Raw genomic sequence first — 13,054 nt, forward strand, 5'->3', positions numbered from 1 at the left:
AGCATAGGTCATAGTGTTACAACGAAATAAAGTCTGAGACACAGGAATTGAGGATACAGACATGAATACGAATTTATTGATTGGCGGGATTTTTGGCGCGGTTGCTGTAACAGCGGCGGGCAGCTATGCGGGTTACAACAGCTATGTAGAAACAAAAAAGCCGACTTTTGCTGAGGTTGTTGAGTCTAAAGCGGTGACTGAGACGTATTACACCAATCGCGAAGAGTGTTACGACGAGGTTGTTCAGCACCAAGCTGAAGTGAAAGACCAGAATAAAGTGGCCGGTACCATCATTGGCGCGGTGATTGGCGGTGTCATAGGTAAGCAAGTTGGTGGTGGCAATGGCAAGAAACTTGCGACTGTAGCAGGGGCTGCAGCCGGCGGTTACGCGGGTAATAAAGTGCAGGGCAATATGCAGCAGAAAGACGTTTACACCACCACCGAGCGCCGCTGTAACACTGTTCAAGACCCACAGCAGCGCGTGACTGGCTACAGCGTAACCTACACATTAAATGGTGAAACCGGCACCGTGATGATGGATCACGAGCCAGGAAATACCATCCCAGTTCAGGATGGTCAGTTGGTGTTGAATAAGCCACAGACACAAGAGTTATAAGTTTAACGAGTACGCGAAAAATCGTATGGCTGGCAGGCGCTGGCCATACAATTAACCACTGCGGAAAAAGGAAGTAAATTATGGCTAAGACAACATTCAAACGCAGCGCCACGGCAGTTGTGATGAGCGGATTCATGGTTTGGACAGGGGTAATGGCGACCACCGCATCGGCTGGCGTTATTAGCACTGACCGTATGGTCGCGGAGTACGCCATTGATGAAAACCGTGCGGAGATGAAAGCTGCGCTATCACAAGACAATGTCCGTGATCGCCTAATTGAATTGGGTGTGTCACCCGCCGACGTTGAGGCGCGTATCGATGCGCTAACGCCAACAGAATTGGCGATGTTGCAGGAAAAAATGGATCAATTGCCCGCCGGTGCTGGCGCCGTTGGCCTGCTAGCCCTAGTAGTATTGATCTTCTTCATTACTGATATTTTGGGTATTACCGATATATTCCCCTTTGTGAATGCGGCTAACTAGCGTTCTTTTCGCATGCCTGTTGCTACAGGCATGCGCATCCATTCCCCTAAATGATGCCGCTCATTCATTGCCCCCACAGCGGCAATTAGACGTCCCTTTTATTGCGCAGCAAGAATATTATTGCGGCCCTGCAGCACTCGCAGAAATAGCCCAGTTTTGGGGTTTGACGGTTGATCAGCAATCCTTGGCTAAGCAACTCTTTATTCCCGGAAAAAAGGGCTCTTTAGCGATTGAGATGCAAGCAGCGGGGCGTCAGCTTGGCCTATTGCCTTATCCACTTTCTAAAAATTTGTCTGCGATACTTAGTGAGGTCAATGCTGGCAACCCAGTGTTGGTGTTTCAAAACCTCGGCTTTTCTTGGTGGCCACAATGGCATTACGCGGTAGTGGTGGGTTACGACCTGAGTGAAGAAGTGCTAATTTTGCACTCTGGAAGCCGCCAAGATTATCAGCTCCCGTTTAGAACATTTATGGCGACATGGGGGCGAACAAATTACTGGGCGAGGGTGTTAACAGATAGTAGTCGTCTGCCAGATACCGCTAAACCTGCCCAATACATTGCTAGCGCTAACGAATTTGAACAGCTAGGCGACCTAGATCGTGCGATGTCGTTCTATACCTTGGCCGCTGAGCAGTGGCCCAATTCGAAGCCGGTGCTAACGGCATTGGCGAACGCGGCTTTAACGCAGGGCGATGCCAGATTAGCGGTAGAGCTGTTTGAAAAAATACTGCAGAGCCACCCAGATGATCCCGCGCTGTGGAATAACTACGCCTTCGCGCTGTTAAATGAAAGCTGCCACGACAAGGCCTTGGCTGCAATCACCAAGGCGGTGAGTTTGGCAGAGAACAAAACGCCGTATCAGCAAAGCCGAGAGGAAATCCTCGCTAGCGAGCCCCGTCAAGATCAGAAGTGTACGGTTGTAGTAAAGCCGCGTGAATGACGGAAATGCACAAAACGAGAGAGCACTTTCGAGAATTGAGTAATCACCGCCACAAGCATTGTCTATGCATACTTATGGCGGTGAGTTTTGCTTTATAAACGCCCGCTTTTGTTTTGCTTAGCTTGAGCAAATAGCGCGGCCATGGTCGAGTTGGGGTCTTTTTGTGGTGTTTGTTTGGGCATGGCTGATGCTTTTCGGCTGCCGCGACGATCACCGCCGTTATTGCTAGATTCCTGCTCGCTGGCTTTGTCATCTAGGCGCATAGACAGTGCAATGCGCTTGCGCTGGGCATCCACTTCCATGACTTTTACTTTAACGATGTCGCCAGCTTTGACGACGGTGCGAGGATCTTTAACGAATTGGTTTGCCAGCGCGGAGATATGTACCAATCCGTCTTGGTGAACACCGATATCCACAAAAGCGCCAAAGTTGGTGACGTTGGTGACTACGCCCTCCAAGATCATGTCGGGTTCGAGGTCTGAAATCTTTTCGATGCCGTCTTTGAAGCTCGCGGTTTTAAAATCGGGGCGCGGATCGCGGCCTGGTTTGTCGAGTTCGGCGACGATGTCGGTAATGGTGGGAATACCAAAACGCTCATCGGCGTATTCGCTAGGTTTGATGGTTTTGAGGAAGCTGCTGTCGCCAATAACATCGTTCACGGCGCGGCCGCAGCGCTTCACTATTTTTTCTACCACGCTATAGGATTCTGGATGCACGGCTGAGCCGTCAAGCGGGTTGTCGCCGCCCATCACGCGCAAAAAGCCTGCAGCTTGCTCAAATGTTTTGGCGCCAAAGCGGCTGACTTCCATTAATTGCGCACGGTTTTTAAAGGCGCCGTGTTGATCGCGGTATTCAACAATATTGGCTGAAATACTTTGGTTTAAACCGGAAACCCGCGCGAGCAAGGCGGGTGAGGCGGTGTTCACATCGACACCTACGGCGTTTACACAGTCTTCAACGACGGTTTCTAGGGTGCGTGATAATGCTGTTTGAGAAACGTCGTGTTGGTACTGACCCACACCGATGGATTTGGGGTCGATTTTCACCAGTTCCGCCAGCGGGTCTTGCAGGCGGCGGGCGATTGAGATGGCGCCGCGAATGGTTACGTCGAGGTTTGGAAACTCCCGCGCAGCGTATTCGGAGGCCGAGTAAATAGAGGCGCCAGATTCGTTGACCATCACACTGGTGCAGCCAAGTTCGGGGTGCGCTGATAGCAGATCTTTTACAAAGCGCTCTGTTTCACGGCTGGCGGTGCCGTTGCCAATCGCGATCAGCTCGACGTTGTGCTTTTTGATCATTGCCAGCAGTATCGCCGCCGACTCCGCAATTTTGTTTTGAGGCGGGGTTGGATAAATAGCGCAGTGATCCAGCACCTTGCCGGTGGCGTCAATGGCGGCGACTTTGACACCGGTGCGCATGCCCGGGTCTAGGCCAATAGTCGCGCGCTGGCCGGCGGGGGCGGCCAAGAGCAAATCCTTTAGGTTTTGGGCGAACACGTCTATCGCGGCGGTATCCGCAAGTTCCCGCAGCTGCCCTAGTAAATCAGTTTCTAGGTGGGTGTATAACTTAATACGCCACGTCCAGCGAATAACTTCTTTGAGCCAGTTATCCGCGGGACGGCCTTCATCCGCGACATTCCAGTGTTTGGCCACCATGATTTCGCAGGGATGAACACTGCCTTCTTCTTCGCTAAATTTTATGGCGAGGCTCAGAATACCTTCGTTTCGACCACGGAACATGGCAAGTGCGCGATGCGACGGTGTGGTTTTTAAGGCTTCGCTGTGGGCAAAGTAGTCACGGAATTTCTCGCCCTCAGTTTCTTTGCCGCTCATAACGGTGCTGCTCAGGAGGCCTTCATTCCAAAGGAAATTACGCAGTTGGGCGAGTAGGTCGGCGTTTTCGCTCAGACGCTCCATAAGGATGTATTTGGCACCGTCGAGGGCGGCTTTTACGTCGGCGACGCCAAGCTCGGCGTTGATGTACTCAAGGGCTAATACCGCTGGGTCTTGGTTTGGATCATCAAACAAGGTATCTGCCAGCGGCAAGAGTCCCGCTTCGATTGCAATTTGTCCCTTGGTACGGCGCTTGGGCTTGTAAGGAAGGTAAAGGTCTTCAAGCCGGTTTTTGGTGTCGGCGGCGAGAATATCTCGTTCTAATTCGGGGGTGAGCTTTTCTTGCTCTTTTATGCTGTTAAGAATGCTTGTACGACGGTCTTCCAGTTCCCGCAGATAAGCTAGTCGGGTTTCTAAATCCCGCATCTGGGTGTCATCGAGACCCCCAGTGACTTCTTTCCGGTAACGAGAAATAAAGGGGACGGTGGCGCCCTCATCGAGTAGTGCTACGGCGGCGCTTACTTGAGCTTCATTTACACCTAATTCTTGGGCGATACGGCTGGGAATGGAATTCATAAGTCTTTCTTGTCCGGTTTACGTAGCCGGACATTATGCAAAATCTATGGGGCGGGTGCGAGCCTTGACAGCTTTGATTTCGGTCTATTCTGAAATCGCTAAGGCTTCAAACAGGGCGCAGCATTCGTCGTAAAAATAGCGATACTCGGGGCGAAGGTGTTGCGACACCAATGACATGACTTGAAAAACACCTTGGTGAATCATAATTTCATTGCTGGTATTGCGTTCGCGGAGCTGGTTGTAATTGAGCCAGAAGGTGAGTGACATTGCGACGTTGTCGCAAAGGCGTTCAAGCAGGGCATCGTCTAGATCAATAAAGTTTTGGGCGCGTAACTCTAGGGCGACGGCGCGAACCGCCTGCACTTTTAATTCTAATAATTTTGAAAATCGCTTAGCAATTTGCGGATAGCGCTGCAGTATGTCGTTGAGATTGCGATACAAGTAGCGGTGATTAAATATGTGTTCAAACACAATATATAAATAAAACCACGCATCTTTGGCGCCGAGGGTTTTTTCTATTGGCGCGCTTAAAATATCGTTGAGTTCTACCTCGAAGGCGGCAAACAGTTCTTGAATAATTTCTTCTTTGCCGTGGAAATGGTAGTACAAATTTCCAGGGCTGATGTTCAGCTCATTTGCAACGTCAACGGTTGTCACATTGGGCTCACCTTCTGCATTGAATAAGCTGAGGCTGGTTAATAGTATTTTGTCGCGGGTCTTCATCCGTGTAGCAGAACTCTCGTAAACGAGGCCACAAGGTGCCATGAAGAGAAGATGCTGTCTAGGTTTGAGCTGCCAATGCTTGGCTTTTAGAGCAGAATTATAATTCCAGAACAAAAATAGCCCCTTACCTAGTGAAATAGGTAAGGGGCTATTTTAAGTTCGGGCAGAAATGACTGCGCCGGCCTTACTCTGCTTTAGCCGCTGCTTTTTTTGCAGGTGCTTTGCGAGGGGCTTTCGCTTTAGGTGCAGCGGCTTTAGCGGCCGCAGGTGCTGCGGGCTTGCTTGCTTTAGCTAATGCATCAACTTTCTTACTTAAAGCGTCGAGCTTTTTTTCTAAACGCTGTAAGTCATCTGCGCTAGCTGTGTGGCCAAAGCCGAGGCTGGCACGCATTTTACTGATGCGTTCTTCAATCGACACGGTTTTGCCAATGCTGGTTACTTCGCCTAGCTTCTCGCGCGCTTGGCTTTCAAGGCGGCTGCCTTTGTCTACCAAGTCGGTGAACAAGCGTGGTGTTTCTTTGCTGGCTTTCTCATAGCGGTCGTGAGCTTCATCGTAGGCTCTGCCGTAGGCGCCAAGACCGGCAAGCCAAATGCTTTTTGCCAGTTCACTTGCCTGATTGGTTACATCTTTAAGATCTTGCAGGCTTTTTTTGCTGTCTTTGCTCATGGTTTTCTCCATTGCAAATGGGTCACTGAATAGAGCGGTAGTTAATCGTTGTTAGCTACCAATCTGAAACTGTTCTGCGCTCGAGTATGAAAAAAGCACGATGGCCAATCGGCGCATCGTGCAAAAGCATAGGTGAGATACAGACCTAGGATTGGGTGCCTTAAGGCAGGCACCGAATGCTTACGATGCGCTAGCTTCTGCTACAGCTTCATCGGCAGTGCGAGAAACTTTGCTTTTTACTTTCTCAAAGCCTTCGCGGAGTGTTTTGATTTGACCCTCAACAGCGGCATTGCTTTCGCTTTTCAGTTCTTCAAACTTAGCAATGGCCTGTGCTTTAGTGTCTTTAAACTTGCTGACGACCTGTGATTTGCCGTCTTCAATTTTGCTAGTCAGCTGAATTTTGCTTTCTTCAAATTTAGAAAGCGTGTCGCTTTGTACTTTCTCGCCGCGAACTACCAAGCTGTCGAAAAATTCGTTGCGCTTGCTGTAAGCGTCTTTGCATTTGCTTTCAGTTTCTTTAAGCTTGGCTTCAGTTTGCTTTAGCAGATCTTGGCTTTGTTCAAAAACTTTGCCCGCCAAACCAAGGTTCGCTAGAAATACTTCTTTTGCTAGCGCATTGGCTTTTTCGATTTTGCTTGCTTCGGTCATACTGATGTCCTCGTTAAAAATTAGGGGTTTATGAAAAATCCAATTCAGCTAGGACTACATAAACTCGCTGATTGAAGACAAGGTTACGGATAAAAATTAGAAACCGCATACTAAAAATCAATTTTGCTCCGTGAATCTCCTTATTCCCTTCATTGTTTACTCTTCGTTACTGTCATTACTCGATAAATCCAGATTGCACCGCTGCCCATATTGCGGTTATATAGTTGTTACTTTCCGTGGACCTTGTTGATTGAGGTTTACCCCAGCTGTATTAAGCGCGCCGCCGCTTCGATCGTTTGAGGGGATAAAATGAATAATAAGAACAACTTTGAAGGTGTGACTAGCGTCAGTGCGCCGAGCATATTAAATACCGCCAAAGAATTGCGGGTTATTTTTGAGATGTTGGCTATGGCCTCATTTCGGTCGCGTTTGAACAGTATTAAGTGTGGTGACGGGCACCCTGTTGTTGTCGCGCCCTCGTTTATGACCGGCGACGGCGGAACCGCCGCGCTGCGTACCTATCTGCGGCGCGCCGGATTTGCAGCTTATGGTTGGGAGCAGGGTCGAAATACGGGTTTGCGTGAGCAGGTATACCTCAACTTTGAGCGCCACATCAAAGATTTGGCTGCGCGCTACGGTAAAAAAGTAAGCGTAGTAGGTTGGAGTTTGGGCGGGGTTTATGCCCGAACGGTGGCAAATAAAAATCCAGATTATATTCGTCAAATCATTACCCTCGGTTCGCCGATCCATATTCCCGATATGAGCGGTGTGACCGGCCCAGTACTGAAGCTGTATGAAATGCTAAACCCCGGCGCGATGACGGACCCAATGTTGGAATGGGGGGATTGCTGGCGCGATACCCCTAAGGTTCCATCAACGGCGATCTACAGTGAGGGTGACGGTATTGTCGATTGGAATCTGTGTGTTGATAAGGACTTGGCGGCCCATACCGAAAACCTGCGAGTGCCGGGCAGTCACGTCGGCCTAACCCACAATTTGGCGGTAATGTACGCGGTTGCGGAGCGTTTGGCTCAGCGTGAAGGGCATTGGCGCCCCTTTGATTTAAGTGGAATAAGAGGCCGCGTTTACGGCCGTACCCCTGCCGCACTAGCTTAGTGTTATAAGCCTAAAATCTAGGGCGCTTGCAGTAGCTGTTCTAGGCAGTGCTCTTGTATACCGTAAAAGCGTTTTAATTCTGCGATTTGCGTTAGTACCCCGCTGTTATCGCGGGGCTGCTGGCGCTTTTGGGCCAAAATCATCTTGTTTTTGTTGGTATGTTCCAGCGAGATAAACTCAAAAACCTGAGTGTCGTAACCGTTGGCCTCTAGCAATAGGGCGCGCAAGCCGTCGGTGAGCATCTCTGCTTCTTGCCCTAGATGAATGCCGTGCTGCAGTAAGGGAGCAAGAATTGAGGGGCTTTTTAGCTGGGGGCGAATTTGTTTGTGGCAGCAGGGCGAGCACATGATGATGTCGGCATCGCTGCGAATTCCCATATTAATCGCGTAGTCGGTGGCGGTGTCACAGGCGTGCAGGGCGATCATAATATTGATGTTTTGCGCCGCGAAATGCTGCACATCACCCTGTTCAAATTTAATACCTTCCAGTTCTAAATTAGCTGCGGTTTGATTGCATAAATCGACAAGGCCCTGTCGCAGTTCTACGCCAGTGACCTGTGGTTTGATGGCAAGCTTGTTGTGTAAATAGTCGTGAACAGCGAAGGTCAGGTAGGCTTTGCCTGAACCGAAATCGGCGATATGGACTTCCTGCTGGTCCGCTAGGCCGGTGCTTTCAATAGCGCCAGATAGGATCTCAATAAATTTATTAATCTGTTTCCACTTGCGGGACATGGCGGGAATAATTTGACCCCTGCCGTCGGTGACACCCAGTGCGGCTAAATAGGGACGATCCTGTTGAACAAAGCGATTTTTTTCTCGGTTGTGGCTTAAGTTTGTCGTGGCATCCGAGGATGTTTTAGTCGCAGTTGAGCGATGTTCACTGAGTAGCGCTTTGCCTTTTTTACTGAAACGCAATTGAATTTCCGCAGATTCGCTGACGAGGTGGGCATTTTTAAAATCGCTGCCTAGGCTTTTCGCGAGTATGTTTAGCGATTCGTTGAGGCCAATGTTTTTGGTGATGTGATTGGTTTGGTATTCGTATAAAAAAGACAATTGGAGCTGATTTTTAATCAGCACTGGCCGCACGCTGATGCGTTTTAAATCGGCTTCATCGCCTTGGTATTTTGAAAGCACTAGGCGCTGCAAAAGCGAGCTATTGAATGCCTGTCGGTATTGATCAAGAAAATATTGGACCTCTTCAGAGGTATGAGTAACCGGCATGTGCTTCCCAAAGATGTTTTGCTATAGGGCTTAGAGCCACGATTCAACAGTATAGTGTGCTTTTGTTCAGACGAAAAAAAGGGCAGTCGAGCTGCCCTTTTAGTGTCGCTGCGTTGCTTAGGCTTTTGGGCCAGCCGCGATAATCGCCTCAGAAACATCAAACTTCTTGATGTTCTCTTGGAACAACCTAGCAAGTTTGCTTGCCTCTGCATCGTAAGCGTCAGCATCGCCCCAGGCTTTACGTGGGTTGATGTATTTGTCGTCGACACCAGGAATAGACTTAGGAATCGTCAGGTTTAGCGCTTCTAAAGTCTCGGTTTCTGCACCAATTAATACGCCGTTTTGTGCAGCGGCAACCACCGCGCGGGTAACGGGAATTGGGAAGCGCGAACCGGTGCCGCCTGCGGCGCCAGAACCACCAGTCCAACCGGTGTTAATTAGGTAAACTTGTGAGTCGAAGTCTTCGATGCGCTTCATTAACAACTCAGCGTATTCGCCAGCTGGGCGAGGCATGAAGGGCGCGCCAAAACAGGTAGAGAATGTTGGGTGAATACCTGCTTCTGCACCAAGCTCGGTAGAGCCAACCCGTGCGGTGTAACCACTTAGGAAGTGGAATGCAGCGGCTTCTTTAGACAGAATAGAAATTGGCGGGATAACGCCAGATACGTCGCAGGTAAGGAAGATAACGGTCTTTGGCTCGCCAGCGGCATTTTCAATAACGCGCTTTTCAACATTTTCTAGAGGATAGCAGCAGCGGCCGTTTTCGGTCAGGCTGGTATCGTCGTAGTCTGCGTGGCGGGTGTTTTCACCAATCACGACGTTCTCTACGATTGAGCCAAAGCGGATGGCATCCCAAATAATAGGCTCATTCTTTTGGCTAAGATTGATGGTTTTTGCGTAGCAGCCGCCTTCAATATTGAAAACAGAGCCCTTCGCCCAGCCGTGCTCGTCGTCGCCAATCAAATAGCAGCTTGGGTCCGCAGACAAGGTGGTTTTACCGGTGCCAGAAAGACCGAAGAACAGGGTGGTATTGCCAGCTTCGTCAACATTCGCCGAGCAGTGCATTGGCATAACGTCTTTTTCTGGCAGCAGGAAGTTCTGCACAGAGAACATCGCTTTTTTCATTTCACCAGCGTAACGCATGCCGGCTAGGAGCACTTTGCGCTGTGCGAAATTGATGATGACACAACCGTCAGAGTTGGTGCCGTCACGCTCTGGCTCGCAAACAAAACCCGCGCAGTTGAGGATTGTCCACTCTTCTTTGCCTTTGGGGTTGTACTTGCTCGGGCGCACAAACATATTGCGGCCAAACAGGCCTTGCCATGCAGTTTGAGTGTTAACAACAACGGGAATGTAGTGATCTTCGTGGGCGCCAACGTGAAGGTTGGAAACAAAGCTGTCGTGATCTGCAAGGTAGTCTTCTACGCGATCCCATAAGGCATCAAATTTAGCGGCGTCGAAGGGGCGGTTTACGCTGGTCCAGTCGATAGAGTCAGAAGTAGATGGCTCTTGGACGATGTAACGGTCGCCAGGTGAACGGCCGGTGCGCTTGCCGGTGGTTACCACTAAAGCGCCGGTGTCTGCGAGTTGACCTTCGCCACGACTTAGGGCTTGTTCAATCAGTTGGGCGGGGGTTAAATCTTTGTAAATCGTTGTTTCAGCACTCATTCTCTGTTTTCCTGTCACGTAATCCTGAGAGCAGCCTAGGTCTAGCAGCGGGGTCGGAGAGCAAGGAGAACCCCCATGATGGCTGGTAATTTGGGGCGCCATTATTACAAAAAACCCATAGCAGCGCTAACCTTTGCTGAGATAAATCTTCGTTTGGGTAATTTTGCGGTATTAATGGCGAACGATGTCGGTGTTTTCGTTAAACATTGCCGCGATATCAGCGGCGCTAAATTGATATAGGCGGTTGCAGAATTCACAGTTGGTTTCTACTAAACCCTGCTCAAGAACGATGTCGTTTAGTTCACTCTGCCCAATGGACAACAGCGCCTTTTCTACCCGCTCGCGATTACATTGGCAGCGCGCAATAAGGGGCTTGGCTTCAAATAAACGCACTGCGTCTTGGTGATATAGCCTGTATAAAAGGGCATCTGCATCTAGCGAAAGGAGTTCTTCGCTTTTGATGGTGTCGGCGATGGTGGTGAGGTGTTGCCAGCGGTCTTTGTCTGGGGTTTTGCTGGGTAGTTCTTGCAGCATTAGCCCAGAGGCGCATTTGCCATCAGCGTCGAGCCATATACGAGTAGATAGTTGCTCGCTCTGTTCAAAGTAGCTTTCTAGGCAATGTGCCAAACTTTCGCCATCTAGGCTGACGATGCCCTGATAGCGCTTACCGTGTTTGGGGTCTATCGTCATGGCGAGCTGACCATTGCCGATTAGGGTTTTAAAGTCGAGGCTCATGGCTTGGTTTGCATCGCGGGCAATGGCGCGCAGCTCACGCTCAGAATTTGCCTCGGCCATGATAAGCGGCACTTCGCCGTCGCCACGCACCTGCAATATCAAGGCCCCTTCAAATTTTATGGTTGCGCTGAGCAGGCTGGCGGCGGCCAGAAACTCGCCTAGCAAATTCGCCACACCGGGCGGGTAGTGGTGAATATTGAGGATGTCCTGATAGCTTTTTTCTAGGCGGACGTGTTCACCGCGAACGTCGGTTTTATCAAAAATAAAGCGGCTGATCGTGTCGCTCATGGGCGTTTGGAATTCCGTAACTGAATGGGCGCGCAATTATACCGTTTTCGCCCCGATTAGTCTGTGTCGGCTACTATTCGTTGAAAGCGGTGAATCTGCCGGCGCTGCTTTTTGTTTGGTCGCTCGGGGTGAGCGAATGCAGAGCCCAGAGCTTTGCGCTCTGCGGCTTGCTGAGCTCTTTGCTCAATACTTTCTGGGGTTTCTTCATAGAGCAGTGCCGCCTCCGGTGCGCCGCGCCGCTGGTCGGACAGCGCAATGATCGTAACGACCTTGGTATCGAAGCCGACTTTAAGGCTTAATTCGGCGCCGATTTGCACTTCTTTGCTGACTTTGCAGCGGTCGCCATTGTATTGAACCTTGCCACCTTCGATGGCTTGTTTGGCTAGGCTGCGGGTTTTGTAGAAACGTGCGGCCCATAGCCATTTGTCGAGACGGATACCGCTTGTTGAAGGTGTTTGTGCCATATCAATTTTATGCGTTAGGGAGTTCGAGGTGGGATTGGTAACACTTCTGCGAAACTTAGTACTGCAGGATAGTCCAAGGCATCGCGCACGGCTTGCCGGCTGTCGGGTTGGCGCAGTGTAAGCAAATGTTGGATACCAAAATTGGCCGCCGCATCTAATACTGTGGCGGTGTCGTCGACCAACAGCGTGCGCGCGGGATCAAAATGCCAATGTTGCTGTAGCTGGCGCCAAAAATCTGGGTCTTCTTTAGGTTTGCCAAACTCGTGAGAAGTAATGATTTTGCTAATGTGCTGGCGGAGGTCGGTGTGTTCGAGCTTGAGATTTAGACTGCCTTGATGAGCATTGGTGACCAGCCATGTTTCACAGTGACTGGTGTTGAGAGCATTCAGAAAATCTTTGGTGCTGGGGTGCGGGGCGATTAGATGGGCTACCTCGCGCTTAAGTGCAACAATATCGACCTTAAGTTGCGTTGACCAATAGTCTAAGCAGTACCAGTTTAGCGAGCCCTTTTCCGCCATAATTTGCTTCATTAGCTGTTCGCTAACGGTTTCTGGATTGCCGCCATGTATTTGCGCATAGCGGAGCGGAAGGTGTTGGGTCCAAAAGTAGTTGTCGTAGTGCAGGTCTAGTAGCGTGCCATCCATATCGAGGAGGACGGTGTCTATCGCTTGCCAGTTAATCATAAGGTGCCATAGTGTATGGCACTGGCTTAATTAGAGACCCGTGCCGGATTCAATTTCATGCTGACGGCATCGCGCATATCGATAACTTCAGCGTAGTTTACGTTTAACCACCACTCGGCGCGTTTGCTGCCGAACTGGCTTATCGCGTTTAGGTTGCGACGTATTTCTTGGAATATTACGCTGTCTTGCTTGCCTGAACCATTCATTGTTAAAACCCTCGTGCTCCAATGACCCGGTAGAATTTGCTTACTGAGTGGTCAAAGTACTGAGAGGGCGGTGTTTGAAGTATAGGGAAAACCACCTATTGGGTGAACCTGCGTGTTAAAACTGTGAACAGGGTTTGATTTTAGTGTGTCACAGCGACAGCCAATGTTATTCCTCGCGGGCAAAATCGGC

At 50.0% G+C, this 13,054-nt stretch carries 14 protein-coding genes; 4 read left to right on the top strand and 10 right to left on the bottom strand.

Annotated features, from left to right (window positions below; genetic code table 11):
• Positions 1 to 61: 61 nt before the first annotated feature.
• The 3 genes from C0068_RS14045 (at position 62) to C0068_RS14055 (ending at position 2,038) form a co-directional block, all read left to right on the top strand.
• On the top strand, positions 62 to 616 hold the full coding sequence (locus tag C0068_RS14045; RefSeq protein ID WP_103685108.1) for a glycine zipper 2TM domain-containing protein: 555 nt from the start codon (positions 62 to 64) through the stop codon (positions 614 to 616).
• A gap of 80 nt (positions 617 to 696) precedes the next feature.
• Positions 697 to 1,098, top strand: coding sequence for a PA2779 family protein (locus C0068_RS14050; protein ID WP_103685109.1), 402 nt, complete (start codon positions 697 to 699; stop codon positions 1,096 to 1,098).
• 67 nt (positions 1,099 to 1,165) lie between these two features.
• A complete protein-coding gene (locus tag C0068_RS14055; RefSeq protein WP_158250000.1) occupies positions 1,166 to 2,038 on the top strand; it encodes a PA2778 family cysteine peptidase in 873 nt (290 codons plus the stop codon).
• A gap of 92 nt (positions 2,039 to 2,130) precedes the next feature.
• Here the strand turns inward: C0068_RS14055 and C0068_RS14060 are convergent, their stop codons facing one another.
• From C0068_RS14060 to C0068_RS14075, 4 genes are all read right to left on the bottom strand, one after another.
• Complete coding sequence (locus C0068_RS14060; protein ID WP_103685111.1) at positions 2,131 to 4,446, bottom strand: Tex family protein; 2,316 nt, start codon at positions 4,444 to 4,446, stop codon at positions 2,131 to 2,133.
• An 84-nt stretch (positions 4,447 to 4,530) separates the two neighbouring features.
• Positions 4,531 to 5,211 (bottom strand): TetR/AcrR family transcriptional regulator, encoded by a 681-nt coding sequence (locus tag C0068_RS14065; RefSeq protein ID WP_103685112.1) that lies wholly within the window; start codon positions 5,209 to 5,211, stop codon positions 4,531 to 4,533.
• Positions 5,212 to 5,353: 142 nt separating this feature from the next.
• A complete protein-coding gene (locus tag C0068_RS14070; RefSeq protein WP_103685113.1) occupies positions 5,354 to 5,836 on the bottom strand; it encodes a phasin family protein in 483 nt (160 codons plus the stop codon).
• 180 nt (positions 5,837 to 6,016) lie between these two features.
• Positions 6,017 to 6,484, bottom strand: coding sequence for a hypothetical protein (locus C0068_RS14075; RefSeq protein ID WP_103685114.1), 468 nt, complete (start codon positions 6,482 to 6,484; stop codon positions 6,017 to 6,019).
• 309 nt (positions 6,485 to 6,793) lie between these two features.
• Between C0068_RS14075 and C0068_RS14080 the strand changes: the two genes are divergently transcribed.
• Positions 6,794 to 7,600: a PGAP1-like alpha/beta domain-containing protein gene (locus C0068_RS14080; protein WP_103685115.1), complete on the top strand. Its 807-nt coding sequence runs from the start codon at positions 6,794 to 6,796 to the stop codon at positions 7,598 to 7,600.
• 17 nt (positions 7,601 to 7,617) lie between these two features.
• On the opposite strand, the gene C0068_RS14085 is transcribed toward C0068_RS14080, so the two are convergent.
• From C0068_RS14085 to C0068_RS14110, 6 genes are all read right to left on the bottom strand, one after another.
• Positions 7,618 to 8,820 (bottom strand): class I SAM-dependent methyltransferase, encoded by a 1,203-nt coding sequence (locus C0068_RS14085; protein WP_103685116.1) that lies wholly within the window; start codon positions 8,818 to 8,820, stop codon positions 7,618 to 7,620.
• 117 nt (positions 8,821 to 8,937) lie between these two features.
• Positions 8,938 to 10,590, bottom strand: a complete 1,653-nt coding sequence (locus C0068_RS14090) for a phosphoenolpyruvate carboxykinase (protein WP_269844902.1) — start codon at positions 10,588 to 10,590, stop codon at positions 8,938 to 8,940.
• 69 nt (positions 10,591 to 10,659) lie between these two features.
• Positions 10,660 to 11,511 (bottom strand): Hsp33 family molecular chaperone HslO, encoded by an 852-nt coding sequence (gene hslO, locus C0068_RS14095; RefSeq protein WP_103685118.1) that lies wholly within the window; start codon positions 11,509 to 11,511, stop codon positions 10,660 to 10,662.
• Between the two features lie 56 nt (positions 11,512 to 11,567).
• Positions 11,568 to 11,975, bottom strand: a complete 408-nt coding sequence (locus C0068_RS14100) for an RNA-binding S4 domain-containing protein (protein WP_103685119.1) — start codon at positions 11,973 to 11,975, stop codon at positions 11,568 to 11,570.
• A 14-nt stretch (positions 11,976 to 11,989) separates the two neighbouring features.
• The gene (gene yrfG / locus C0068_RS14105; protein ID WP_103685120.1) at positions 11,990 to 12,658 is read right to left on the bottom strand and encodes a GMP/IMP nucleotidase; all 669 of its coding nucleotides are present in this window, start codon (positions 12,656 to 12,658) and stop codon (positions 11,990 to 11,992) included.
• A gap of 26 nt (positions 12,659 to 12,684) precedes the next feature.
• Complete coding sequence (locus C0068_RS14110; protein ID WP_103685121.1) at positions 12,685 to 12,864, bottom strand: hypothetical protein; 180 nt, start codon at positions 12,862 to 12,864, stop codon at positions 12,685 to 12,687.
• Positions 12,865 to 13,054: the final 190 nt, after the last annotated feature.

It is taken from the genome of Zhongshania marina, assembly GCF_002915595.1.
In the GTDB taxonomy this organism is placed as follows: Bacteria; Pseudomonadota; Gammaproteobacteria; order Pseudomonadales; family Spongiibacteraceae; genus Spongiibacter; species Spongiibacter marinus_B.

What these genes read in the sequence shown, in the direction of transcription:
- C0068_RS14090 (WP_269844902.1), bottom strand. Translation starts at nt 10,590, where the DNA reads ATGGCGCCCCAAATTACCAGCCATCATGGGGGTTCTCCTTGCTCTCCG.
- C0068_RS14080 (WP_103685115.1), top strand. Translation starts at nt 6,794, where the DNA reads ATGAATAATAAGAACAACTTTGAAGGTGTGACTAGCGTCAGTGCGCCG.
- C0068_RS14100 (WP_103685119.1), bottom strand. Translation starts at nt 11,975, where the DNA reads ATGGCACAAACACCTTCAACAAGCGGTATCCGTCTCGACAAATGGCTA.
- yrfG (WP_103685120.1), bottom strand. Translation starts at nt 12,658, where the DNA reads ATGATTAACTGGCAAGCGATAGACACCGTCCTCCTCGATATGGATGGC.
- C0068_RS14075 (WP_103685114.1), bottom strand. Translation starts at nt 6,484, where the DNA reads ATGACCGAAGCAAGCAAAATCGAAAAAGCCAATGCGCTAGCAAAAGAA.
- hslO (WP_103685118.1), bottom strand. Translation starts at nt 11,511, where the DNA reads ATGAGCGACACGATCAGCCGCTTTATTTTTGATAAAACCGACGTTCGC.
- C0068_RS14045 (WP_103685108.1), top strand. Translation starts at nt 62, where the DNA reads ATGAATACGAATTTATTGATTGGCGGGATTTTTGGCGCGGTTGCTGTA.
- C0068_RS14085 (WP_103685116.1), bottom strand. Translation starts at nt 8,820, where the DNA reads ATGCCGGTTACTCATACCTCTGAAGAGGTCCAATATTTTCTTGATCAA.
- C0068_RS14110 (WP_103685121.1), bottom strand. Translation starts at nt 12,864, where the DNA reads ATGAATGGTTCAGGCAAGCAAGACAGCGTAATATTCCAAGAAATACGT.
- C0068_RS14070 (WP_103685113.1), bottom strand. Translation starts at nt 5,836, where the DNA reads ATGAGCAAAGACAGCAAAAAAAGCCTGCAAGATCTTAAAGATGTAACC.
- C0068_RS14065 (WP_103685112.1), bottom strand. Translation starts at nt 5,211, where the DNA reads ATGGCACCTTGTGGCCTCGTTTACGAGAGTTCTGCTACACGGATGAAG.
- C0068_RS14050 (WP_103685109.1), top strand. Translation starts at nt 697, where the DNA reads ATGGCTAAGACAACATTCAAACGCAGCGCCACGGCAGTTGTGATGAGC.
- C0068_RS14060 (WP_103685111.1), bottom strand. Translation starts at nt 4,446, where the DNA reads ATGAATTCCATTCCCAGCCGTATCGCCCAAGAATTAGGTGTAAATGAA.